General features: G+C 68.6%; 23 protein-coding genes, 1 tRNA gene and 1 pseudogene. 12 read left to right on the forward strand and 13 right to left on the reverse strand.

Annotated features, from left to right (window positions below; all coding sequences use genetic code 11):
* Together ACCC97_RS23085 and ACCC97_RS23090 are read right to left on the reverse strand one after the other, a co-directional pair.
* Positions 1 to 412: pseudogene (locus ACCC97_RS23085) on the reverse strand (dienelactone hydrolase); the annotation flags it as partial.
* Between the two features lie 94 nt (positions 413 to 506).
* A complete protein-coding gene (locus ACCC97_RS23090; RefSeq protein WP_413335245.1) occupies positions 507 to 1,625 on the reverse strand; it encodes a helix-turn-helix domain-containing protein in 1,119 nt (372 codons plus the stop codon).
* A 106-nt stretch (positions 1,626 to 1,731) separates the two neighbouring features.
* Here ACCC97_RS23090 and ACCC97_RS23095 point away from each other — a divergent pair, with 106 nt between their 5' ends.
* The 3 genes from ACCC97_RS23095 (at position 1,732) to ACCC97_RS23105 (ending at position 2,726) form a co-directional block, all read left to right on the forward strand.
* Positions 1,732 to 2,193 carry an RrF2 family transcriptional regulator gene (locus ACCC97_RS23095; protein ID WP_413335247.1) on the forward strand — a complete coding sequence of 154 codons (462 nt, stop codon included), beginning with the start codon at positions 1,732 to 1,734 and terminating at the stop codon, positions 2,191 to 2,193.
* Positions 2,183 to 2,587, forward strand: a complete 405-nt coding sequence (locus tag ACCC97_RS23100; RefSeq protein ID WP_413335249.1) for an FAD-binding protein — start codon at positions 2,183 to 2,185, stop codon at positions 2,585 to 2,587. The genes ACCC97_RS23095 and ACCC97_RS23100 overlap by 11 nt, the downstream gene beginning before the upstream one ends.
* A gap of 63 nt (positions 2,588 to 2,650) precedes the next feature.
* Positions 2,651 to 2,726 (forward strand) — tRNA-Gly (locus tag ACCC97_RS23105).
* Positions 2,727 to 2,778: 52 nt separating this feature from the next.
* Here ACCC97_RS23105 and fahA read toward each other — a convergent pair.
* The 7 genes from fahA to ACCC97_RS23140 are packed head-to-tail and all read right to left on the reverse strand — an operon-like array spanning position 2,779 to position 9,153.
* Positions 2,779 to 4,101 (reverse strand): fumarylacetoacetase, encoded by a 1,323-nt coding sequence (gene fahA / locus ACCC97_RS23110; RefSeq protein ID WP_413335251.1) that lies wholly within the window; start codon positions 4,099 to 4,101, stop codon positions 2,779 to 2,781.
* 10 nt (positions 4,102 to 4,111) lie between these two features.
* Entirely contained in the window at positions 4,112 to 4,918 is an 807-nt protein-coding gene (locus ACCC97_RS23115) for a cyclase family protein (RefSeq protein WP_007832619.1), read from the reverse strand.
* A 52-nt stretch (positions 4,919 to 4,970) separates the two neighbouring features.
* Complete coding sequence (locus ACCC97_RS23120) at positions 4,971 to 5,765, reverse strand: ABC transporter permease (RefSeq protein ID WP_413335253.1); 795 nt, start codon at positions 5,763 to 5,765, stop codon at positions 4,971 to 4,973.
* A complete protein-coding gene (locus tag ACCC97_RS23125; protein WP_413335255.1) occupies positions 5,762 to 6,616 on the reverse strand; it encodes an ABC transporter permease in 855 nt (284 codons plus the stop codon). Before ACCC97_RS23125 ends, ACCC97_RS23120 begins: the two co-directional genes overlap by 4 nt.
* Positions 6,609 to 7,466, reverse strand: a complete 858-nt coding sequence (locus ACCC97_RS23130) for an ABC transporter ATP-binding protein (protein ID WP_413315019.1) — start codon at positions 7,464 to 7,466, stop codon at positions 6,609 to 6,611. The genes ACCC97_RS23125 and ACCC97_RS23130 overlap by 8 nt, the downstream gene beginning before the upstream one ends.
* Entirely contained in the window at positions 7,463 to 8,404 is a 942-nt protein-coding gene (locus ACCC97_RS23135; protein WP_413335257.1) for an ABC transporter substrate-binding protein, read from the reverse strand. Before ACCC97_RS23135 ends, ACCC97_RS23130 begins: the two co-directional genes overlap by 4 nt.
* Positions 8,401 to 9,153, reverse strand: a complete 753-nt coding sequence (locus ACCC97_RS23140; RefSeq protein WP_007832609.1) for a TetR/AcrR family transcriptional regulator — start codon at positions 9,151 to 9,153, stop codon at positions 8,401 to 8,403. The genes ACCC97_RS23135 and ACCC97_RS23140 overlap by 4 nt, the downstream gene beginning before the upstream one ends.
* 100 nt (positions 9,154 to 9,253) lie before the next feature.
* Here ACCC97_RS23140 and ACCC97_RS23145 point away from each other — a divergent pair, with 100 nt between their 5' ends.
* A complete protein-coding gene (locus ACCC97_RS23145) occupies positions 9,254 to 11,248 on the forward strand; it encodes an acetoacetate--CoA ligase (RefSeq protein ID WP_413335259.1) in 1,995 nt (664 codons plus the stop codon).
* A 32-nt stretch (positions 11,249 to 11,280) separates the two neighbouring features.
* On the opposite strand, the gene ACCC97_RS23150 is transcribed toward ACCC97_RS23145, so the two are convergent.
* Positions 11,281 to 13,212 carry an adenylate/guanylate cyclase domain-containing protein gene (locus ACCC97_RS23150; RefSeq protein ID WP_413315022.1) on the reverse strand — a complete coding sequence of 644 codons (1,932 nt, stop codon included), beginning with the start codon at positions 13,210 to 13,212 and terminating at the stop codon, positions 11,281 to 11,283.
* A 190-nt stretch (positions 13,213 to 13,402) separates the two neighbouring features.
* Positions 13,403 to 14,116, reverse strand: coding sequence for a 2OG-Fe(II) oxygenase (locus ACCC97_RS23155; RefSeq protein WP_413335261.1), 714 nt, complete (start codon positions 14,114 to 14,116; stop codon positions 13,403 to 13,405).
* A 120-nt stretch (positions 14,117 to 14,236) separates the two neighbouring features.
* Here ACCC97_RS23155 and ACCC97_RS23160 point away from each other — a divergent pair, with 120 nt between their 5' ends.
* Positions 14,237 to 14,584 (forward strand): hypothetical protein, encoded by a 348-nt coding sequence (locus tag ACCC97_RS23160; protein WP_237726085.1) that lies wholly within the window; start codon positions 14,237 to 14,239, stop codon positions 14,582 to 14,584.
* Positions 14,581 to 15,378, forward strand: a complete 798-nt coding sequence (locus ACCC97_RS23165; RefSeq protein ID WP_007832599.1) for a zeta toxin family protein — start codon at positions 14,581 to 14,583, stop codon at positions 15,376 to 15,378. Before ACCC97_RS23160 ends, ACCC97_RS23165 begins: the two co-directional genes overlap by 4 nt.
* Here ACCC97_RS23165 and ACCC97_RS23170 read toward each other — a convergent pair.
* Positions 15,323 to 16,243 (reverse strand): LysR substrate-binding domain-containing protein, encoded by a 921-nt coding sequence (locus ACCC97_RS23170; protein WP_007832597.1) that lies wholly within the window; start codon positions 16,241 to 16,243, stop codon positions 15,323 to 15,325. The genes ACCC97_RS23165 and ACCC97_RS23170 overlap by 56 nt on opposite strands.
* 187 nt (positions 16,244 to 16,430) lie before the next feature.
* On the opposite strand from ACCC97_RS23170, the gene ACCC97_RS23175 reads away from it, so the two are divergent.
* The 6 genes from ACCC97_RS23175 to ACCC97_RS23200 all read left to right on the forward strand — a co-directional run bounded on the left by ACCC97_RS23175 (position 16,431) and on the right by ACCC97_RS23200 (position 21,250).
* Positions 16,431 to 17,630, forward strand: coding sequence for an acyl-CoA dehydrogenase (locus ACCC97_RS23175; RefSeq protein ID WP_007832596.1), 1,200 nt, complete (start codon positions 16,431 to 16,433; stop codon positions 17,628 to 17,630).
* Between the two features lie 115 nt (positions 17,631 to 17,745).
* Positions 17,746 to 18,990 (forward strand): CaiB/BaiF CoA transferase family protein, encoded by a 1,245-nt coding sequence (locus tag ACCC97_RS23180; RefSeq protein ID WP_413335263.1) that lies wholly within the window; start codon positions 17,746 to 17,748, stop codon positions 18,988 to 18,990.
* A 13-nt stretch (positions 18,991 to 19,003) separates the two neighbouring features.
* Entirely contained in the window at positions 19,004 to 19,435 is a 432-nt protein-coding gene (locus tag ACCC97_RS23185; protein WP_413335265.1) for a VOC family protein, read from the forward strand.
* A gap of 240 nt (positions 19,436 to 19,675) precedes the next feature.
* Complete coding sequence (locus tag ACCC97_RS23190; RefSeq protein ID WP_413335267.1) at positions 19,676 to 20,056, forward strand: helicase SNF2; 381 nt, start codon at positions 19,676 to 19,678, stop codon at positions 20,054 to 20,056.
* Between the two features lie 34 nt (positions 20,057 to 20,090).
* A complete protein-coding gene (locus ACCC97_RS23195; protein ID WP_413335269.1) occupies positions 20,091 to 20,504 on the forward strand; it encodes an organic hydroperoxide resistance protein in 414 nt (137 codons plus the stop codon).
* Positions 20,505 to 20,614: 110 nt separating this feature from the next.
* A complete protein-coding gene (locus ACCC97_RS23200) occupies positions 20,615 to 21,250 on the forward strand; it encodes a dihydrofolate reductase family protein (protein ID WP_413335271.1) in 636 nt (211 codons plus the stop codon).
* A 25-nt stretch (positions 21,251 to 21,275) separates the two neighbouring features.
* On the opposite strand, the gene ACCC97_RS23205 is transcribed toward ACCC97_RS23200, so the two are convergent.
* Entirely contained in the window at positions 21,276 to 21,734 is a 459-nt protein-coding gene (locus ACCC97_RS23205; RefSeq protein WP_413335272.1) for a CopD family protein, read from the reverse strand.
* Positions 21,735 to 21,769 lie beyond the last annotated feature (35 nt).

Genomic DNA, 21,769 nt, shown 5'->3' on the forward strand with positions numbered 1-21,769 from the left:
CCACCGCGTCGATGGCGCGCGACACCTCGGCCGGGCGCATGGTCCAGCTGTCGGGACCGGGGTTGCTGTCGTCCTTGTAGTTGTCGGCCTTGTGCTCGGGCATGGCGACGACGAAACCGGCCTCGACGAGGCCGCGCGCGATGTCCGCGTGCACCCAGGGCGCGCCGCCCGAGCCGTGCGAGACGATCACCAGCCGGCCATTGCCGGGTGCCGCCTTGCCCTGCGCGGCCACGTCGAGCGTGAAGCGGGCACGCCGGGTCGGCTGGGGCGCGTCGGTGGACGGATAGAACACCGTGACCGGGCCGTCGCCGGGCGCGGCGGGAAGTTCCGCCATGCCCATCGAGGCTCGCGCCCAGCCGCAGCAAAGCGCGAGGAGCAGGAAGAAGAGAGAGGAAAAAGAAAGACGTCGCATGGGGTGGTTCCTTGCCTTTGAAGGCCCGCACGATGCCGGGACGCCGCCGTCGAGTCTTGCCGAAAGCCGCAAGCGCGGCTTTCGGCAAGAGATTTCAGGATCCGGCCAGCTTCTGCCTGCGGAATTCGGTGGGCGTGAGGCCGGTGGCGGCCTTGAACGCGCGGTTGAACGGGCCGATGGACTGGAAGCCCGCGGTCAATGCGATGGTCAGCACCGGCAGCTCGCGCTTGGAAGAATCGGCCAGCGCCGCCATCGCCTCGGCCAGGCGGAGGCCGTTGACGAAGGCGTTGAAGTTGCGATGCCCCAGCCGCTGGTTGATGAGGCGGCGCAGGCGGTATTCCGGCACCGACAGCCGGGCGGCCAGGCCGGCGATGCTCAGGTTTTCGCTGCGGTAGGCATGTTCCACCGCCATGGCGTGCCGCAAGGACTCCGCGAGGCGGTCCTCGGCGGGGTCGGGGGCTTGTTCGGGCTCGGGTTCCGCAGGCGCGACGGGGACTGGTGCGACGGTCTCTTGCGCAGGAATCGCAACGGGCGCCCGTGAGGCCGGAAACAGCTCCGACCCCGCCAGTCGCACCATCCGCCATGCCACCACGGCCACGATCAGCAGCAGCATCGCCACATCGGCCGTCGCCGACAGGCTCGACAGCCGGCCCTGCGGCGAGGCCAGCCGCACGGCCAACATGCCGATGCTGTAGCCGGCGCCCGCCACCACGATGAACGCGCGCAGCCGGCGCCGTCCCTCCACCAGGTCTGCCCGCCACTGCGAAGCCGCCGCCATCGCGGCCAGCACCGCGAACACCAGCGGCACCGCGCGCTGCAGGCCCAGCGTCACCGGCGCGAGCACCGAGGCGCTGCCTGCCACGACCGCGCAATTGAGCGCGGCCAGCGCCGCCACCGCGAGCCACGCGGCGACGTGCATCGGCCGCAGCCGGAAGTTGTCGTCGAACAGCGCTTGCACGAACACCCAGAACAGCACGGCGTTGCCGACGGAGACCGCGACAAGGGGCGCCTGCCACCCGCGCGGCACGAGCGCTTCGAACAGCGGCGTGGAGCCGATGGCCTGCACGCACAGGCCGAGCGCGAGCAGCACGCCCGCACGCGCGACCGGCAGGCGAGGGCGGTCGCGCCCGAGGACCAGCGCGAGCACCAGCAGCAAGGCCAGCAGCACGCCGCGCAGGGCAGCGTCGAGAAGGGTGGTCGGTGTGGGCGTCATGGCGGAGTCGATTCTCGTGCCTGTGCCGTGACAAGCGATGCGGCATGCCGAACTCCCGAAGACCCTTCGGCATGTCATGGAAAACTTATGCAACTAATAATGTTGCATGAAACGAGACAGCAAGCTTTCGGGCGTTCTCCATGTGCTGCTGCACATGGCCGAGATGAACGGCCCCGTCACGTCCGAGGCGCTCGCGGCCGCGATGCACACCAACCCGGTCGTCGTGCGCCGCGTCATGGCCGGCCTGCGGCAGTCGGGCTTCGTCAGTTCGGCCAAGGGCCATGGCGGAGGCTGGGTGCTGTCGTGCTCGCTCGCGGCAGTCACGCTGGGAGACATCCACAACGCCGTCGGCGCGCCCGCGCTGCTGGCCATGGGCAACCGCACCGAGAGCCCGGGCTGCATCGTCGAGCAGGCCGTGAACGCGGCGCTCGACGGCGCCTTCCAGGAGGCCGAGGCGCTGCTGCTGAAGCGCTTCGACAGCATCACGCTGGCCGATCTTTCCAGGGACTTCCACCGCCGCATGACAGGCGGTGGCTTCACATTGAAGGACATCGAACATGCGCCATGACGCTCTGATCGTGGGCGGCAGTTTTGCCGGCCTTTCCGCTGCGATGCAACTGGCTCGCGCGCGCAGGAACGTGTGCGTCGTCGACGCGGGCGCGCCGCGCAACCGCTTCGCCGCCGCGTCGCACGGCTTCTTCGGGCAGGACGGCACGCCGCCGCTGGAGATGATTGCCGGCGCGCGCGACAAGCTGCTCGCCTATCCATCCGTCGAGTTCATCAAGGGCAGCGTGGTGGCCGGGAGCGCGGACGGCGCCGGAGGCTTCACGGTGTCGCTGCACGGCGGGGAAGAGATCTCGACGCACAAGCTGCTGCTGTCGTTCGGCGTGCAGGACGGCCTGCCCGACATCGGGTTGATGGCCGGCGTGTCGATGCACCGGTCGCTGGTATTCGGTGCTTGAACGGACTTTTTTCTCGGGCTCGGTAAAAACGGTCTCAATTCACCCTATAATCGAGGGCTCCACGCGGGAGTAGCTCAGTTGGTAGAGCGCAACCTTGCCAAGGTTGAGGTCGAGAGTTCGAGACTCTTCTCCCGCTCCAGATTAAAGAAAAGGCCACCTCATCGGGTGGCCTTTTTCTTTGGCGCTTCTGCTCAACTCCTGGCTGGCAGCACCGTTCCACGGCTCTCCCCGAAACCGATGCGCGCATGCCCCGGCTTCTCGCACCAGCCGCGCAGCAGCACCGCATCGCCGTCTTCAAGAAAACCACGCTGTTCGCCATTGGCCAGCGTCACCGGGCTTTGCGCTGCGCGCGTCAGCTCGATGATTGCGCCGGCCTCGCCCGCGCCGGGCCCCGAGATCGTGCCGCTGCCGAACAGGTCGCCCGGGTTCAGGCTGCAGCCGCCCATCGTGTGGTGCGCCACCATCTGCGCGACGCTCCAATACTGGTGCCTGAAGCTCGTGGACGACAGGCGCGACGGCCCGGCCTTGTCCTTGCGTGCCTTCTCGCTTTCGAGCCAGACCTCCAGGCGGATGTCGAGCGCGCCGCTCTCGCGGTTCGCCGCACTTTCCAGATACGCGAGCGGCTGGGGCTCGTGGGCCGCCCGCGTCCAGGCCTGGCGGTAGGGCGCGAGCGCTTCCATCGTCACGATCCATGGCGAGATCGTGGTCGCGAAGTTCTTCGCCAGGAACGGCCCGAGCGGCGCCATCTCCCAGAATTGGATGTCGCGCGCCGACCAGTCGTTGAGCAGGCAGATGCCGAAGATGTGTTCGTCCGCGCGTTCGAGCGGAATGGGTTCGCCCTGCGGGTTGCCGATGCCGATCCACACGCCGAGTTCCAGCTCGTAGTCGAGCCGCGCGCAGGCCTGGTACGTGGGCGCCTTCGCGCCCGGCGCCATCGCCTGCCCCATCGGCCGGTGAAAGCGCTGGCCGCTCACGCCGATGGTCGACACCCGCCCGTGGTACGCAGTCGGAATCCAGCGGAAGTTGGGCGTCACGTCGCCGTCGGGGTTCATCAGGCGGCTGATGTTCAGCGCATGGTCGATCGATGTGTAGAAGTCGGTGTAGTCGCCGATGCGCGCGGGCACGGTGTATTCGACCTCGGCCTGCGGCACCAGGCATTCGCGCACGGCCTGCACCGAGGCCACGGGCGCGTCGTTCTTCAGCAGGTCGAACAGTGCGTGGCGCAACGCCTTCCACGCGGAGCGGCCGAGCGCGAAGAAGTCGTTCAATGCCGGCAATGCGGCGGCGCGCGCCGCGTCGAGCGCCAGGCCGTCGAGCTGCTGGCGCGCGACCAGCGCGGCGAGGTCGAGCACCTCGCCGCCGATGGCGATGCCGCCGCGAAACGGCTCGGCGCTGCCCGCGCGGCGGAACACAGCGTGCGGCAGGTTCTGGATCGGGAAGTCGCCGCCTGCCGCATTGGCCGATTCGACCCAGCTGCGCGCGTGGAGGTCGTGCGTGCGGTTGAGCGCGTTCATGAATCGGCCCTCACACCGACGCCATCAGCGCATCGTCGAAGATCGCCACCGCGCGCGTCCACCCGGCCGACGCGCCGCGGATCTTGTGCGGGAAGCAGCTGATGAAGAAGCCCGTGGGCGGCAGCGCCTCGAGGTTGTGCAGCTTCTCGATGTGGCAATAGCCGATGTCGCGCCCGGCCTTGTGGCCTTCCCAGATCAGCGAGGCGTCGTGCGTCTCGCCGTACTTCTTTGCGGTGTGCACGAAGGGCGCGTCCCAGCTCCATGCGTCGGTGCCCGTGAGGCGCACGCCGCGTTCCAGCAGGTACATCGTCGCCTCGTAGCCCATGCCTGCGCCGGCCGACACGTAGTCCGGATGGCCGTAGCGCGAACCGGCGCGCGTGTTGACCACCACGATCTCCAGCGGGCTCAGCGTGTGGCCGATGCGCTTGAGTTCGGCCTCGACGTCGTCGGCCGTGACCACGTAGCCATCGGCGAAGTGCCGGAAGTCGAGCTTCACGCCCGGCTGGAAGCACCATTCGAGCGGCACGTCATGGATGGCGATGGCGGGCTTCTTCTCACCCAGCGCCTTGTCCATGGTCGAGTGGAAGTGATAGGGCGCATCGAGGTGCGTGCCGTTGTGCGTCGACAGCTGCACCAGTTCCACGGCCCAGCCTTCGCCGTCGGGCAGGTCTTCCTTTTTCAAGCCGGGAAAGAAGGGTTCGATCTGCTCGTAGGTCTGCTCATGCGTGAAGTACTGGATCTTCGGCGCGAAGGCCGGTGGATCGGAGAGCACATCGTTTTCGAGAAAGATCGAGAGATCGACGAATTTGCGTGGCATGAAGAGGCTCCTTGTGGGGTGTTCGTGTTTGGGGAGAGAAGCAATCGGGGAGTCAGGGGCGCTGCCAACGCAGCAGCCGTTGCTCGGCAAGGGCCAGCAGCGCGTTGCTCACGAAGCCGATGAGTCCGAGCAGCACGATGCCGGCGAACAGGTCGCTCGCGCGGAAGGCGCGCGCCGCCAGCAGGATGGCCTGGCCCAGGCCGTTTTGCGAGGCGATCATTTCGCCCACCACCGCGACGACCAGCGCGATGGTCAGCGCGAGCCGCATGCCGGCCAGGATGTCGGGCATGGCGTTGGGCAGGCCCATCTTCCAGGTGTACGCCGCGCGCGACATCTGCAGGCAGCGCGCCACTTCCGAAAGGCGTGGCTCCACGGCCGCGAAGCCGTGCACCGTGGCCAGCAGCACCGGCCACATCGCGCCGAATGCGACCACGAAGAGCACCATGCCGGGGTTCAGCCCGAAGATGGAGATGGCCAGCGGCAACAGCGCCGAGGCGGGCAGCGGGCGGATGAATTCCAGCGTCGGCTGCACCCACGCACGCACCTGGGGCGATACACCGATGGCCGCGCCCAGCAGCACGCCGAAAAGCGACGCGAGCAGCCAGCCTTCGACCATGCGGCCGACCGTGGCCTGCGTGAAGGCGAGCAGTTCACCGTTGCCTGAATTGCCCGAAGAGAGATTGAGCCCTTCGAGCAGGCTCGCAAACGTGGCCTGCGGCGTCGGCAAAAACACGCGGCTGACCCAGCCCGCGTTGCTCGCCACCCACCACAGCGCGACCAGTGCGAGCAGCATGCCCACCGACCCCAGCCACCCCAAGCCGAACCGGTCGTTGCGGTGGTTGTTCATGGCTGCACCCCCATGCGGCGTGCGACCCAGGCCTGCAGCCGCACCATGCCCGCGTTGACCGCGAAGCCGACCACGCCGATCCAGCCCAGCCACGCGAGCATCAGCGCGGGGTCGAAGCTCTGCTGAGCGATCATCATCGCGTAGCCCATGCCGTTGGGGTTGGCCGCGATCTCCACCGTCACGGCCACCACCAGCGCCACCGCCACGCCCAGCCGCAGCGCGACGAACAGGCGCGGCACGATGGCCGGCAGCACGATCTTGAAGGCCCGCTCGCGCGACGACAGTCCCAGCACGCGGCTCACCTCGAGCAGCCGCGGCTCGACCTGCTGCACCGCCGACTGCACCAATACCAGCAGCGGCCAGAAGGTGGCGAATGCGACGATGGCCAGCTCCATGCGCACGCCGAATCCGAAGCCCAGCATCGCGAGCGGAATCAGCGCTACGGATGGCACGGGCCGAAGTACTTCGATGGAGACAGAGCCGAGCTGCGCCGCGCGGCGCGAGAGCCCGAGCACCAGCCCCAGCGCAATGCCGAGCACGGCGCCCAGCAGCAGGCCGAGTGCCGCCGTGCCGAGCGTGAAGCCTGTGGCCTGCCAGAGCGAGCCGTCCATGGCCGCGCCGACGAAGGCCTTCGCCGCCGCGCTCGGCGGTGCGAGCGCATCGCTGCCCAGCGCGGCCGCGCGCCGCGCGTACCACTCGAACAGAGCCAGGAGCAGCAGCGGCAGTACAAAGGGACGGACCTTGCCAGGAACACCGCGGAACCGGCTTCGCCGGGCCGCAGGTGTTGCCCCCGACGAGGGGGTAGGCGAAGCGACACGAAGTGCGCGAAGACTGGGGGTGTGCCTATTCATGGCCCTGCTCGATGAAGGCGAAGAGTTCGCGCCGCAGGTGCAGGTATTCCGGATGCTCCTTGGTCGTGAGCTGGTCGCGCGGGCGCGGGATCTTCACGTCGATCATCCGCGCGAGGCTCGGCCGCCCCGGCCCGGGGTTGGCCTGCAGCGCGATCACGCGGTCGCCGAGGTAGATGGCTTCTTCGAGGTCGTGCGTGACGAACAGCACCGTGAGCCCGTCGTCGCGCACCAGCCGCGCCAGCTCGTCCTGCAGGCTCTGGCGCGTGAGCGCGTCCAGCGCGCCGAAGGGCTCGTCCATCATCATCAGGTCGGGCTTCTGCGCGAGGCAGCGGGCGATCTGTGCGCGCTGCTGCATGCCGCCCGACAACTGCACCGGAAACTTGTGCGCATGCTTCGCGAGGCCGACCTTGGCGAGCACATCGGCAATGCGCGGCGCGCGTTCCGCTGCCGGCACGCCGGCCGCTTCCAGTGCGAGGCTCACGTTGCCTTCCACCGTGCGCCAGGGCAGCAGCGCGCGGCCGTAGTCCTGGAACACGAAAGCCACTTCGCGCGAGGGCTCGGTCATCTTCGCGCCGTTGCGCCGCACCTCGCCCGCGCTCGCGCTGACGAGCCCGCTGGCCGCGCGCAGCAACGTGGTCTTGCCGCAGCCGCTCGGGCCGACGATGCAGACGAACTCGCCGCGCGCCACGTCGAACGAGGTGGGCGACAGGATCTCGCGTCCGCCGAGGCGGATGGTCACGCCGTCGAAGCACAGGAAGGGGGTGGCTTGCATCGTGGGGACGGTCGGCGAACGAAAGGCGCTCGCCGACAGTGCGGCGCGCGCGGTGACGGGGGCGGGTGCTGCGATCACTTCGCCACCAGCTTCGCCACGTCGATGCTCGTCTTGAGCATTTCCTGCTCCTTCATCAGCCCGGTCCAGTAGGCGAGCTGCTTTTCCGTCACCACGGGGCCGGGCGGCGAGATCTGCACCTTGGCCAGCACCTCGGGCGGGAGCTTGATGTACTTGCCGATGGCCGCGCGCACCTTGGCGTCGTTCCTCGGCTGCTGCATGAAGGCGGCCGATTCGACCAGCGCCTCGCGGAACGCGCGCGCAGCGGCCGGGTTCTTCGCCACCCACTCGCGCTTGGCCGCATGCACGATGGTCTGGTTGTTCTCCGGCAGGAAGGTCGAGTAGTACGAGGCCACGTAGCCCGCGCCACTCTCGGTGATGCGGCTCATGAACGGGTCGGCCGACACCACCGCATCGACCGAGCCGCCGCGCAGCAGGTCGGCGTGCTGCGGGAACGCGGCCTCGACGAAGTTCACCTTGCGGTAGTCCACGCCGCTGTCCTTCAGCCACGCGCGGAAGGTCACGTGCAGGAAGGCGCCGAGGCCCGGCACGCCGATCTTCTTGCCCACGCAGTCCTGCGGCCCCTTGATGCCCGAGCCCGCGCGCGCCACCAGGCCGAAGCCGGTGATCGTCTTCGAGGTGAGGCCGCCGCCGGCCACCAGCACGAGGTCCAGGCCGCCATCCACCGCCTGCAGGAACACCGAGGGCGTGGGTCCGCCAATCTGCAGCGAGTCGGACTGCAGCGCCGCCGGGATCGTCGAATTCAGCGGAATGAACTTGAGCTCGACGTCGAGGTTGCGCTTCTTGAAGTAGCCCTCTTCGGCCGCCACGAACACCGAGGCGAAGTCGGTCACGGCCGTGTAGCCGAACACGATCTTCGGGTTGGACTGGGCGCGCGAAGGCAGTGCGGCGGCCGATGCCGCGGCAAGCGCCGACAGCAGGGTGCGTCGTTTCATCATGTCTTTTGTCTCCTGGGGGTGGTTCTCGTGCGTGGGGTTCTGGCGGTCTTCGGGCGCGGCAGTGCGGCGCGCAGGCCGCCGACGATGAAGTTCACGAGCATCGGCGCCACGGCCGGGTCGGCGCGCCTGTTCTCGCCGCGCGTGAGGCGTTCGATGCGGCTGTCGTTCAGGTGGTGCAGCAGCGCGCCCAGCGCGAACTGGTAGCCCCAGGCCGCCTGGCTGCGCGTGGCGTGCGGCAGCGCGAGGTGCAGCGCGTCGATGTAGGCCTCGGCCAGCGGGTCGAAGTAGCTGCGCAGCACGCGGTCGGCTTCCTCGGTGGCGTGGTAGAGCTCGCGCGCCACCAGCAGCGCGTAGTACTCGCCCTCGGCGCTCGCGCGCAGCGCCAGCACGGGCGCGGTGAAGGCATCGATGATGCGCGGCAGCGTGCGCGCGTCGTCGGGGTCGACGTTCACCGCTGCCAGTCCCGCGAGCCGCGCCTCGATGGAATGGCTCCAGTGTTCGAAGATCGCGTGAAACAGCTCGTGCTTCTGGCCGTAGTAGTAGCCCACCAGCGCCAGCGGCACGCCGGCCTCTTCGGCGATCTGGCGGATCGTCACCACGTGGTAGCCGTGCTGCGCAAAAAGTTTCTCGGCCGCCAGCAGGATCGCCTGCTTGCGGTCGGGCCGCGCAGTCTCGATGGTGACTGCGGCGGGGGCTGGCGTCGCGGCACGCGAGGTGCTGCGCCTTGCGGTGGGTGTGCGGGTGCTCATCGGGGCGTATTGAACGCTTGTACAAAAACATTGAACACGCGTACAAACCCTGAGGTCAACCCCCATTGAGCACGCTCGTTCGCGGCGCTACGCTCGTGCCATGCCCGCCCCCAACATCCCCCAGATCCGCCTCTATCAAGACTGGCTGCGCGAGACGCGCGGCCTTCGCTTCGACAGCTACGACGCCCTGTGGCGCTGGTCCGTCACCGAGCTCGACGCCTTCTGGCAGAGCATCTGGGATTACGCCCGCATCGAGTCGCCCACTCCGCACACGGCCGTGCTCGCCGAGCCGCGCATGCCCGGCGCGCGCTGGTTCCCCGGCGCGCAGGTCAACTACGCCCGCGAGGTGCTGCGCCATGTCGACGCGGCGCACGCGGCCGGCATGCCCGCCATCGTGAGCGACAACGAGCGCGGCGAAGTGCGCGAGATGTCGTGGCCGGAGATGCGGCGCCAGGTCGCGTCGGTCGCGCTCATGCTCAAGTCGCTCGGCGTGCGGCGCGGCGACCGCGTTGCGGCCTACATGCCCAACGTGCCCGAGACCATGGTCGCGTTCCTCGCATGCTCCAGCATCGGCGCGATCTGGAGCGTGTGCGCGCCCGACATGGGCACGGCCGCCGTGGCCGACCGCTTTCGCCAGATCGAACCCAAGGTGCTGATCGCCGTCGACGGCGTGCACTATGGCGGCAAGCCGCTCGACCGCAGCGCCGTGCTGCAGGAGCTGCGCGGCCAGCTGCCGAGCGTGCAGAAGCTGTTGCTCTTGAAGTCGCCGTATGCCGCCAGCGCCGTGCCGCACGACGTCGAATGGACACAGGCCATCGCGCGCAACGATGCCGAGGTCGCCGCCTTCGAGCCCGAATGGCTGCCCTTCGACCATCCGATCTGGATCGTCTATTCGAGCGGCACCACAGGCCTGCCCAAGCCCATCGTGCACGGGCAGGGCGGCATCATCCTCACCATGCATGCCTGCGGCCTGCACAACGACGTGGGCGCGAGCTACGGCGCCAACAACTTCGGCGAGCGCTACCACTGGTACAGCTCCACGGGCTGGGTCATGTGGAACTCGCAGCTCTCGGGCATGGCCTTCGGCGCCACCATCTGCATCTATGACGGCAACCCGGCGGGCAGCAAGGAGAAGCCCGACTGGGGCGTGCTGTGGCGCTTCGTCGCGAAGCACCGCGTCACCTTCTTCGGCGCGGGTGCGGCCTATTTCACCAACTGCTTGAAGTCGGGCCTCGTCGCGAAGGAATGCGGCGACCTGTCGCGCGTGCGGGCGCTCGGCAGCACCGGCTCGCCGCTGCCCGAGGAGGTACAGCGCTGGGGCTCGCAGCAGATCCTCGATGCGGGCTCGAAGGAGGTGTGGTGGTGCAACATCTCCGGCGGCACCGATTTCTGCGGCGCTTTTGTCGGCGGCAACCGCGACCTGCCCGAAGTGCCGGGCCAGATGCAGTGCCGCGAGCTGGGCCATTCGGTCGAGGCCTGGAACGAGAACGGCCAGCCCGTCGTCGGCGAGGTCGGCGAGCTGGTGTGCACCAAGCCGATTCCGTCGATGCCGCTCTACTTCTGGGGCGACGAGGGCAACGCGCGCTACCTGTCGAGCTACTTCGACACCTATCCCGGCGTATGGCGCCACGGCGACTGGATCAAGATCGGCACCGACGGCGGCTGCATCATCTACGGCCGCAGCGACGCCACCATCAATCGCCAGGGCCTGCGCATGGGCACGAGCGAGATCTACAGCGCGGTCGAGGGCCTGCCCGAGGTGCTCGACTCGATGGTGGTCGATCTCGAATACTTGGGCCGCGACAGCTACATGCCGCTGTTCGTGGTGCTGCGCCCCGGCGTGGCGCTCGACGAGGCCATGCGCGCGAAGATCAACAACGCCATCAAGACTTCGCTGTCGCCTCGCTTCGCGCCCAACGACATCTTCCAGGTGGCCGAGATCCCGCGCACGCTCTCGGGCAAGAAGCAGGAGCTGCCGATCAAGAAGCTGCTGCTGGGCCAGCCGATCGAGAAGGTGGTCAACCGCGAGGCGATGGCCAACCCCGGCAGCCTCGACTGGTTCGTGGCCTTTGCCGCGCAGCGTGCCTCCGCATGATGGGCGCGTGAGCTTCGCGCCCACGAGCAAGCTCAGGCCGTGAGCTCATAGAGCACCATGCGCGTCTGCCGGCCGCGCAGCTCCACCAATTCCTCGATGCGGCGTGCATGAAGCCGGCCGCCGAGCCCCGCGAAGGTGGCCTCGGAAATCAGCGTCTGCGTTCCGAGCTGCTTGTTGATGCCTTCGATGCGGCTCGCCACGTTGATCGCGTCGCCGAACGCGGTGTAGGACAGCCGGTCGTTCGAGCCGAGCACCCCCGCGATCACCATGCCGGTGTGGATGCCGATGCGGGTGCGGAACCTCGGCAGCCCCTGCTCGTGCCACTTGCGGTTGAGTTCGTCCATCTCCACGTGCAGCTCCAGCGCGGCCACGCAGGCCTGGTATTCCGCGTCCTTCAGGTCGGAGGGCGCTCCCCACAGCACCATGATGCCGTCGCCGATGAACTTGTCGACCACGCCGCCGTGCCGCGCGAACACGCCCGCCGCCAGGTTGAAGTACTCCGTCAGCATGCCCACCAGCACGTCGGTGTCCAGCGATTCCGAGATCGAGGTGAAGCCCTCCACGTCGGTGAACATCACGGTCACGCGGCGCGACGAACCGGAGGGCGCGAGCGCATGGCCCTCGTCGATCAGCTGGTTGATCACGTCCACCGGCACGAACTTGCTGAAGGCCTTCAGGCTGCGCGCCGAGTCGTCCAGCGCCTGGTCCAGGTGCTGGATCTCGAGCACGCGGCTCGGTTCGCGCGGCAGGTTGTCGAGTTCCAGCAGGCCGATGCTGCGCGCGATGTGCGAGAGGTTCTCCACCGGCGAGGTCACCAGCTTCGACAGCTTCAGCGAGATGAACAGCGCGATGGCCAGGAAGGCCAGCGCCAGCAACAGGCCCCACAGCACCGCGCGGTTCAGTTCGCCCAGCAGCATGTCTTCGGGCACCCAGCTCACGAGCTGCCATCCGGTGCTGGGAATGCGCGAGGCCTGCACCAGGTAGCGGCGACCTTCGTAGGTAAAGGAGAACTTCTTGTTCGAGCCACTGTCCGCCGTGCCGCCGATCACCGTGTTCGCGTACAAGGCGCCGAGCACGCCGGCCGGCGGCTCCAGCTGATGCAGCACGCCCGGCATGTCGCTGCGCGCGAGCACCCGGGCGTCGGCGCTCAGCAGGGCGCTGTCGCCGTAGCCGTCGCTGCTGAACTGGCGCACGAATTCCGACAGCCGCCCCAGCGACACATCGCCCGCCACCACCATGGCCTGCGCCGCGCTGTCCGCGTAGCTGCGCTGGCTCGGCAGCGCGTAGGTCACGCCCAGCTCCTGCGCGGCGGCGAATACGTACGGCTGCGTCCAGACCGGCCCCTGTGCCTTGTGGGCCTGCACATACCAGCCGCGTTGCGTCGGGTCGTAGCTGCTGCGGAAGGACGCGAGGCGCTGCGTGGCGAAGCGCTGCTGCACGTCGGCCTCGGCGTCCAGGGGCAGCATGTACTGCCACGTCTCGGTGGTGAATCCCGCGCCGCGCTCGATATGGCGCATGGCCGGCACAGGGTAGCGCAGTGCCATCAGCATCTGGCCCTTCTCGTTGCTGACGTAGATGCTGTCGAGCTCGGGCGACTGCTGCAGCAGCGTCCAGAGCAGCTCGGCTGTTCTTTCGGCGTGTTCGCCCGCTGGGCGCAGGCTGGGGGCTGTGCCCACAGCGTTGACGACCGACTCGGCCTTCTGCAGGAAGGCCAGCACCTTGTCTTCGGTGCGGTGGTGGTTGGCCTTGTGCGCGGACACGCCGATGCGCGACACCAGCCGCTGCGACCCCCAGTAGCCCAGCGAGACCAGCAACAGCGACTGTGTCAGCGCCACGGCACTGACGATGGTGCCCACGTCCACCCTGAAGCGGCGCGAACGCCCGGGCGGTGCGGCCGGTGCGGCCGCAGTTTCGATCGACGGCTTTCCCGCCGCTTCCGGATTCCCGGACGACTTCTTGTTCATACAGCTCCCTGACGACCATTCGAGCGCGCCCGCTGCATCGAGGCCGCGGGCCGCTTCCGGCGGGCTCACGGCCCCGATCATTGGTGTCGGGGATCCTGGTGGGCGCCGGAGGCAGGCGTGATTTTCGCTCGACTTCGCCCTTCGGGCGCGGCGGCCCGGGCCTGCCGGGACCGGCCGCGGCAGCGGCTCGTCAGCGGGCGTCGTGAAAGATGATGCCCAGCGTATGCCGCCGCCCCGAGCGCACGCGGCTCACGCCGTGGCGCATCGTCACGCGGTAGCTGCCGCGCGTGCCCGCCACCGGCCGCTGATTGACCGCGAAGATCACCGCCTCGCCCTGCGCGAGTGACACCACCTCGGCGCGCGACTGCATGCGCGGGCGCTGTTCGGTCAGCACGAACTCGCCGCCGGTGAAGTCTTCGCCGGGCCGGTTCAGCAGCACGGTGAGCTGCAACGGGAACTGCAGGTCGCCGTACAGGTCCTGGTGCAGGCAGTTGTAGTCGCCCTCGTCGTAGCGCAGCAGCAGCGGGGTGGGGCGCAGCTGGCCCGCCGCGTGGCAGCGCGCGAGGTAGGCCGCGTGGTCCGGCGGGTAGTCGGCCGGAAGGCCCATTGCCGCGGCCCATGCATTGGCCAGCGGCGCGAGGCGTTCGTACAGCGCGCCGCGCCATGCCGCGAGCTTTGGCGGCAGCGGGTTGGCGAAGTACTGGTACTCGCCCTGGCCGAAGCCGTGGCGCTGCATGACGACGCGGCTGCGGAAGTGGCGGGGCTGGTCGTACATGGCCACGAGGGCGGCGCATTCCTTCGGAGTGAAGAGCGCGGCGCCGGTGGTGGCGCAGCCGCGGGTGGCAAGGTCGTCTTCGATGCGGGGCCAGTCGAGGGCGTCGACCTGGGAGGCTGGGGCTGTCATGCGCGCAGTGTCTCGCCTGCGGGCCTGCGAGGCTCGCCGTTTCCGGACGCGGGTATGCGGCGGTGCGGGCTTTGGCGCAGCAGGTGGCAGGCGGCTTCCGTTTTGAGCGATCATCCGGCCATGGCAAGAGCAAAAACCATCGCACGCGAAGGCTCGGCAGGGCAAATGGTCCAGGGCCGATCGGTTGCGACCCTGGGGCGCGGCATGGCGCTGGTCAAGGTCGGCAAGGCTCCGCGCGCCGTGGTCCGCCCCGAGGACAACACGACGGAACTGTTGAAGAAGGCGGCCCGCGCACTCGACAAGCCCGGCATCGACAGGTCGGTCGTCTTCCGCGGACCCAACGCGGCCCGGATATTCGCCTACTCCGCCTACCCGCAGGACCCGACCCAGGTCATTCGCGAAGCAGCCGACGGCACCAAGGTCATTGGCCGCCTGGTCGACGGCAGGTTCCGCGCGAGCAAGGCGTGAGCCGCCGCCCACCGAAGCTCGGGAAGCTCCTCGAGCAGACGCGCGGCCCGCGTCCGGTGGCCTTCGTCCTGGCGGGCCACAACGGCTCCGGAAAATCCACGCTCTGGTATTCGCGCCTGGCGGCATCGCTGCAGATGCCGCTGATCAACGCCGACCGGATGATGATGTCCATCCTGCCGGATGCCGACCCCGCCACCGGGCACATCCCCGCCTGGGCCCAGCGCCTGCGCGACGACGACGAGAAATGGCAGGTCCTGTCGCAGGAAGGCGTGCGCGCCTTCAAGAGCCTGGTGATGGACCAGCGCATGCCGTTTGCGTTCGAGACGGTGTTCTCCCACTGGAAGCCGCTGCCCGGCGGCGGCCATGCGTCGAAGGCGGACGACATCCGCGCGATGCAGGAGGCGGGGTATTTCGTCGTGCTGCTTTTCGTCGGCCTGGTCTCGGTGGACATGTCCATCTTCCGCGTGAGCACCCGCAAGCAGCAGGGCGGCCACGACGTGGACCGCGGGAAGCTGGTCGAGCGCTTTCCCCGCACGCAGGCAGCGGTCGGCCATGCGGCACAGATCGCGAACATGACGCTGATGTTCGACAACAGCCGTTCCGGGAAGAGCGCTTTCGCACTGGTGCGGGCGCAGGCGAAAAAGTCGGTCCTGTTCGATGCGCGCGATCCCAAGTTCGACATGGACCCTGAACTGCGGGCCGTCTGCGATCCGTGGCTCGAGAAGGTCGCCGGCCCCTTCAAGCCGTCTCGCGCCCGGGCTCCTGCCGTGCCTGCGCCAGCAGCCAGTCGCTGAAGAACTTCAGCAGCGGCCGTTGGTCGGCGCGCTCCGGCGTCACGAGGTAGTAGTTGCGCTCGCCCGACAGCGGCCGCGCGCAGGCCACCACCAGTTCGCCGCGCGCCAGTTCGTCGGCCACCAGCATCGTCGGCATCAGCGCCACGCCGAGCCCGTGCGACGCGGCCGCGGCCAATATCGAGAACAGCTCGTAGCGCGGGCCGCCGCGCGCATTGGGCGCGTCGATCTGTTGCGCATCGAACCACTGGCGCCAGCCGTCGGGCCGGGTGCTCTGCTGCAGCAGCGGCATCTTCGCGATGGCTGCCGGCGCCACGGCCTTGCCGCGCGGCAGCAGGGAAGGGCTGCACACCGGCACCACGTCTTCATGCATCAGCAGCAGCGCGTGCGTGCCGGCCCAGTTCTCGACCTGTGCGGGCGTGCCGGCATACAGCGCCGCGTCGAACTCCGCATCGGCGAACAGGAAGGGGCGGGTGCGCGTCTCGATGTGCACCACCACGTCGGGCTGCAGTGCCGCAAAGCCCTTCAGGCGCGGCATCAGCCAGCGCGTCGCAAACGTGGGCACGGCCGCCAGCGAGAGCGAGCCGCCTTCGCCCTGGTGGGCCATTGCGTCGAGCGTGTCGCGCTCCATCGCTTCCAGCCGCTTGGTGATCTGCCGCGCGTAGGCCGCGCCGCTGGCCGTGAGCGCCACGCCGTGCCGCGTGCGGCGGAACAGCGCCACGCCGAGGAAGGCTTCGAGCGTGCCGATCTGGCGCGACACGGCGCTTTGGGTGAGCGCCAGTTCCTGCGCAGCGCGGGTGTAGCTCTCGTGGCGCGCGGCGGCGTCGAAGCACACGAGGGTTTGCAGGGGTGGGATCTTGCGGCGCATGTATGCCTCGGGTGTATGTATGAAACCTCGGCCTCACCAATGGAGAGGCCGATCGAACATCTTGCAAGACATTCTACGAACGCATATCTGGGTGCGGAATCATCGTTTGCGTCATGCCCCCCGCATGGCTAGCATCGGCCCCATTCCCCCTCTTTTCACCTTTCCCCTAATTTCCGGAGACAGCCACATGGCCGCCAAAGCGCAATTCCACTGGGACGACCCCCTTCTTCTCGACCAGCAACTGACCGACGAAGAACGCATGATCCGCGACGCGGCCAATGCCTACTGCCAGGAGCGCCTCGCGCCCCGCGTCATCGAGGGCTTCCGCACCGGCGAGACCGACCCCGCCATCTTTCGCGAAATGGGCGCACTCGGCCTGCTCGGCCCCACGATCCCCGAGCAATACGGCGGCCCCGGCCTCAACTACGTGGCCTATGGCCTGATCGCCCGCGAAGTCGAACGCGTCGACTCCGGCTACCGCTCGATGGCCAGCGTGCAGAGCTCGCTGGTGATGGTGCCCATCTTCGAATTCGGCACCGAAGGCCAGAAGCAGAAGTACCTGCCCAAGCTCGCCACCGGCGAATGGATCGGCTGCTTCGGCCTGACCGAACCCGACCACGGCTCCGACCCCGGCAGCATGGCCACGCGCGCCAAGAAGGTGCCGGGCGGCTATTCGCTCAGCGGCTCGAAGATGTGGATCAGCAACTCGCCCATCGCCGACGTGTTCGTGGTGTGGGCCAAGGAAGTCAGCGAAAGCGGCACCGTGGGCCCGATCCGCGGCTTCGTGCTCGAGAAGGGCATGAAGGGCCTGAGCGCCCCCGCGATCCACGGCAAGGTCGGCCTGCGCGCCAGCATCACTGGCGAAATCGTCATGGATGGCGTGTTCTGCCCTGAAGAAAACGCCTTCCCCGAAGTGCAGGGCCTCAAGGGCCCGTTCACCTGCCTGAACAGCGCCCGCTACGGCATCTCGTGGGGCGCGCTCGGTGCCGCCGAAGACTGCTGGCACCGCGCCCGCCAGTACACGCTGGACCGCAAGCAGTTCGGCCGCCCGCTGGCCGCCAACCAGCTCATCCAGAAGAAGCTGGCCGACATGCAGACCGAGATCACGCTGGGCCTGCAAGGCAGCCTGCGCCTGGGCCGCATGAAGGACGAAGGCATTGCTGCCGTCGAAATCACCTCGATCATGAAGCGCAACAACTGCGGCAAGTCGCTCGACATCGCCCGCATGGCGCGCGACATGATGGGCGGCAACGGCATCAGCGACGAGTTCGGCGTGGCACGCCACCTGGTGAACCTGGAAGTGGTCAACACCTACGAAGGCACGCACGACATCCACGCGCTCATCCTTGGCCGCGCCATCACCGGCATCGCAGCGTTTTCGAACTAACCCCCAGTCTTACTCACTTCGTGTAGACGCCAACCCCCTTTCAGGGGGCGATGCCAGCGGCCCGGCAAAGCCGGTTCCGCGGCATCCCTCGAACTGCAAGACAACACTGACGTAGATGACGATGAACAAACCTGCTGCGGCACTCGACGGCATCAAGGTCCTCGATCTGTCCCGCGTGCTCGCGGGCCCGTGGTGCACGCAGATCCTCGCGGACCTGGGCGCCGACGTCGTCAAGATCGAACGCCCCGGCGTCGGCGACGACACGCGCACCTGGGGCCCGCCCTTCATCAAGGACGCGGACGGCAACGATACCGACCAGGCCAGCTACTTCACGTCCTGCAACCGCAACAAGCGCTCGGTCACCATCGACATGGCCACGCCCGACGGGCAGGCGCTGCTCAAGCAGATGGCGGCGCAGGCCGACATCGTGGTGGAGAACTTCAAGACCGGCGGCCTGAAGCAATACGGCCTCGACCACGAGAGCCTGCGCGCGGCCAACCCGCGCCTCATCTACTGCAGCGTGACCGGCTTCGGCCACGATGGCCCGTACGCCGAGCGCGCGGGCTACGACCTGATGATCCAGGCCATGACCGGCATGATGAGCATCACCGGCCGTCCCGACGACGTGCCCGGCGGCGGCCCGCTGCGCGTGGGCGTGGCGCTGACCGACCTGTTCACCGGCGTCTACGCCAGCACGGCCATCCTCGCGGCGCTGCAGGTGCGCGACCGCACCGGCGAAGGCCAGCACATCGACATGGCACTGCTCGACGTGGGCATGGCCATCCTCGCGAACCAGGCCAGCGCCTTCCTCAACACCGGCAAGGCGCCCGGGCGCCAGGGCAACACGCACCCGAGCCTCGCGCCTTATCAAGACTTTCCGACGCAGGATGGTTCGATGTTGCTGGCCATCGGCAACAACGGGCAGTTCGCGCGCTTCTGCGAAGCGGCCGGCCACGCGGAATGGGCGAGCGACGCACGCTTCGCGACCAACACGCTGCGCGTGAAGCACCGCCTGGTGCTGATCCCCATGATGGAAGAACTCACGCGCACCCGCACCACGGCCGCGTGGGTCGCGCTGCTCGAGGACAAGGCCGTGCCCTGCGGCCCGATCAATGACATCGCGCAGGCCTTCGACGACGCGCAAGTCCAGGCGCGCGGCCTCGCGGTCACGCTGCCGCGCAATGCGGGCGACGGCATCGCCAGCATCTCCGGCGTGGCAAGCCCGCTGCGCCTGTCGGCCACGCCGCCGGTGCTGCGCCATGCGCCGCCGGCGTTGGGGCAGCACACGCAGGAAGTGCTGACGGAAATGGGCATCGACGCTGCCCGCTTCGACGCCCTGCGCTCAGCCGGCGTCGTCTGAAGAAGAGGCCGGCATGACGAACCCGATGCGCCCGCCACCGTTCTCGGTGCTGCGCATCGACCACATCGTGCTGCGCGTGAAGGACATGGAACGCGCCGTCGCGTTCTATGTCGACGTGCTCGGATGCAACGTCGAGAAGCGCCGCGACGACCTGGGCCTGGTGCACCTGCGTGCCGGCGCCAGCCTCATCGATCTCGTCACACCCGACGGCCCGCTGGGCCGCCAGGGCGGTGCGTTGCCCGGCGCCGAGGGCCGCAACGTCGACCACCTCTGCCTGCGCGTCGAGCCCTTCGACGAAGCGGACATCCGCGCGCTGATGGCGCGCCACGGCGTGGCCCTTCACGGCGATGTGCAGAACAACTTCGGCGCCGAGGGCTACGGCCCGTCGATCTACCTGAGCGACCCCGACGGCAACACCGTCGAGCTCAAGGGCCCGGCCGCCTAGCTGCAGCCCGGCCGCCAGGCTGCTCCTGAGCGCCCGCTCTTCGGTTTTCTCTTTCGGTTTGTACGCCACTGTGTCTGGCCGGCGCAGCGTACACACGCGCATGCAAATCTGCCGGTGGCCCGACACATCGTGGATACAGCCCGCCGATGTAATTCATACATCGCCACCGACGACACATGCACCGAGGAGGCGATGGTGTTCAACCGACTCCTTCACCCTTCATCTTTGAAAGACATTGCCGTGAAAACCACCAAGCTCCTGATCGCCGCCGCCGCTCTTTCCGCTTTCGCCATCGGCGCCAGCGCAGAGGACTACCAGGGCGTCCTGCAATTCCAGTCGTCCGCCAGCCGCACCGCCGTGCAAGCCGCGGGTGTGGTCGCCGCCCACGGTGCCGACCCGTACGCCGACGGCGCCACCGCAGGCGTGCCCGCCGTCATGGCCGGCCTGAGCGACCGTGCCCAGGCTCGCGCCGGCGCCATCGCCGCGGCCCGCGCCGGCAACATCTACGCAGACGGTGCAGGCGCCGGCCCCGACGAGCGCTTCATCAGCACGCTGGACCGCGCCGCGGTGCGCGCCCAGGCCGTTGCCACGGCCCACGGCATCGACCGCCTGGCCCTCTGAGCCACCACGATCCCCTCTCATCCAAAAAAGCACCATGACCGACAAGCAAGTTCTCTACACCGGCAAGACCCACACCACCGGCGGCCGCCAGGGCGCATCGCGCAGCAGCGACGGCAACCTCGACATCCAGCTGTCGCCCCCCGGCGGCAACGGCACGGGCACCAACCCCGAGCAGCTGTTCGCGGCCGGCTGGTCGGCCTGCTTCATCGGTGCCATGGGCAAGGCCGCGGGCGGCCTGAAGGTCAAGCTGCCGGCCGACCTGGCGGTGGATGCCGAGGTCGACCTGGTGCTGCAGGAGGGCCAGTACGTGCTGCAGGCGCGCCTGAACGTGAGCCTGCCGGGCCTGGACCGCGAGACCGCGCGCGCCGTGGTCGACACCGCGCACCAGACCTGCCCGTACTCCAAGCTCACACGCGGCAACATCGATGTCGAGCTGAATCTGGCCTGAGCCTTTTCGCCGATATGCGCGAGCCCGCCCCCTGTTTGCAGCGGGCGGGCTCGCGCATAGACTCCGCCTTCTCTGCAACCCAGGCCGGCCTCGCCGCCGGAAAGCGACGTATGAGCAGCAAGGTCTTCTTCGACGTGGGCATCTCGCTCGACGGGTACATGGCCGGCCCGAACGCCAGCCCCGGCAATCCGATGGGCGACGGCGGCCGCGCCATGCACGGCTGGATCTTCCAGACCGCCACCTTCCGCGAAATCCTCGGCATTCCCGGCGGAGGTGGCGAGCAGGGCACACCCGACGACGCGCGGGTCCAGCATGTGTTCGCACGCACCGGTGCCTACGTCATGGGCCGGCGCATGTTCGACGAAGGCGAGGTCGGCTGGCCCGAGAACCCGCCGTTCCGCGGGCCCGTGTACGTGCTCACGCATTCGCCGCGCGAACCCTGGGTGCGCCAGGGCGGCACCACCTTCCATTTCGTGACCGACGGCCTCGCGAACGCGCTGGCGCAAGCCAAGGCCGCGGCCGGCGGCAAGGACGTGCGCATCTCCGGCGGCATCGACACCGTCCGCCAGGCCATCAGGGCAGGCTTGCTCGACGAATGCACGATCCACGTCGCGCCGAACCTGCTGGGCGCGGGAAAGCGACTGCTCGACGGCCTCGCACCCGGCGAGATGAAGCTGGTGCCCGTGCGCGCCGACGGCTCGGCGCTGGTGACGCACCTGGACTACCGTTTCGCCCAGGCTTCGTGAGGCAGGGGAGCGTGGCGGGCGCTGCCTACCCCGCCCGTCCCATGGTCGCTACCCCGAACACCACGACCCCCAGCGCCAGGTTCACCATCACCAGCTGGCGCACGGTGTTCAGCCGCGCGGCCGCCGCTGGCCATGCGCTTTCGTCCACCGCGCGCCGCAGCGCCCTGAACACCGACGCGCGGATGTAGACATAGATCGCGGCCATCACGATCGCGATGCTCATCATCGCCTCGATGCGCCAGTGCACGGCGCGGAAGCCGCCGGCCGCGAGGATCATCGTCACGCCGGTCACGAACAGCAGCGTGACGGCCGCATCCACGCCGACGAAGAAGCGCCGCAGCGTCGCGGCCATCATGCGCAGCCGCAGCGGCGGCTCCAGCGTGGCGACCGCCGACGGGCGCACCGCGAAGTGCATGGTGGCCATGCCGCCGACCCAGAAGGCGGCGCACAGCAGGTGGATGAAAAGTGCAATGACGTAGGACATGGGGCGCGATCAGACACCGAAATGCCGGACTGTGC

Origin of the sequence: Variovorax sp. Varisp85, from assembly GCF_047304045.1 — a bacterium.
Taxonomy (GTDB): domain Bacteria; phylum Pseudomonadota; class Gammaproteobacteria; order Burkholderiales; family Burkholderiaceae_C; genus Variovorax.

Excerpts from the sequence above, each read along its gene's own strand:
- ACCC97_RS23090 (WP_413335245.1), bottom strand. The coding sequence starts at position 1,625 with ATGACGCCCACACCGACCACCCTTCTCGACGCTGCCCTGCGCGGCGTG.
- ACCC97_RS23095 (WP_413335247.1), top strand. The coding sequence starts at position 1,732 with ATGAAACGAGACAGCAAGCTTTCGGGCGTTCTCCATGTGCTGCTGCAC.
- ACCC97_RS23100 (WP_413335249.1), top strand. The coding sequence starts at position 2,183 with ATGCGCCATGACGCTCTGATCGTGGGCGGCAGTTTTGCCGGCCTTTCC.
- fahA (WP_413335251.1), bottom strand. The coding sequence starts at position 4,101 with ATGAACGCGCTCAACCGCACGCACGACCTCCACGCGCGCAGCTGGGTC.
- ACCC97_RS23115 (WP_007832619.1), bottom strand. The coding sequence starts at position 4,918 with ATGCCACGCAAATTCGTCGATCTCTCGATCTTTCTCGAAAACGATGTG.
- ACCC97_RS23120 (WP_413335253.1), bottom strand. The coding sequence starts at position 5,765 with ATGAACAACCACCGCAACGACCGGTTCGGCTTGGGGTGGCTGGGGTCG.
- ACCC97_RS23125 (WP_413335255.1), bottom strand. The coding sequence starts at position 6,616 with ATGAATAGGCACACCCCCAGTCTTCGCGCACTTCGTGTCGCTTCGCCT.
- ACCC97_RS23135 (WP_413335257.1), bottom strand. The coding sequence starts at position 8,404 with ATGATGAAACGACGCACCCTGCTGTCGGCGCTTGCCGCGGCATCGGCC.
- ACCC97_RS23140 (WP_007832609.1), bottom strand. The coding sequence starts at position 9,153 with ATGAGCACCCGCACACCCACCGCAAGGCGCAGCACCTCGCGTGCCGCG.
- ACCC97_RS23145 (WP_413335259.1), top strand. The coding sequence starts at position 9,254 with ATGCCCGCCCCCAACATCCCCCAGATCCGCCTCTATCAAGACTGGCTG.
- ACCC97_RS23150 (WP_413315022.1), bottom strand. The coding sequence starts at position 13,212 with ATGAACAAGAAGTCGTCCGGGAATCCGGAAGCGGCGGGAAAGCCGTCG.
- ACCC97_RS23155 (WP_413335261.1), bottom strand. The coding sequence starts at position 14,116 with ATGACAGCCCCAGCCTCCCAGGTCGACGCCCTCGACTGGCCCCGCATC.
- ACCC97_RS23160 (WP_237726085.1), top strand. The coding sequence starts at position 14,237 with ATGGCAAGAGCAAAAACCATCGCACGCGAAGGCTCGGCAGGGCAAATG.
- ACCC97_RS23170 (WP_007832597.1), bottom strand. The coding sequence starts at position 16,243 with ATGCGCCGCAAGATCCCACCCCTGCAAACCCTCGTGTGCTTCGACGCC.
- ACCC97_RS23175 (WP_007832596.1), top strand. The coding sequence starts at position 16,431 with ATGGCCGCCAAAGCGCAATTCCACTGGGACGACCCCCTTCTTCTCGAC.
- ACCC97_RS23180 (WP_413335263.1), top strand. The coding sequence starts at position 17,746 with ATGACGATGAACAAACCTGCTGCGGCACTCGACGGCATCAAGGTCCTC.
- ACCC97_RS23185 (WP_413335265.1), top strand. The coding sequence starts at position 19,004 with ATGACGAACCCGATGCGCCCGCCACCGTTCTCGGTGCTGCGCATCGAC.
- ACCC97_RS23195 (WP_413335269.1), top strand. The coding sequence starts at position 20,091 with ATGACCGACAAGCAAGTTCTCTACACCGGCAAGACCCACACCACCGGC.
- ACCC97_RS23200 (WP_413335271.1), top strand. The coding sequence starts at position 20,615 with ATGAGCAGCAAGGTCTTCTTCGACGTGGGCATCTCGCTCGACGGGTAC.
- ACCC97_RS23205 (WP_413335272.1), bottom strand. The coding sequence starts at position 21,734 with ATGTCCTACGTCATTGCACTTTTCATCCACCTGCTGTGCGCCGCCTTC.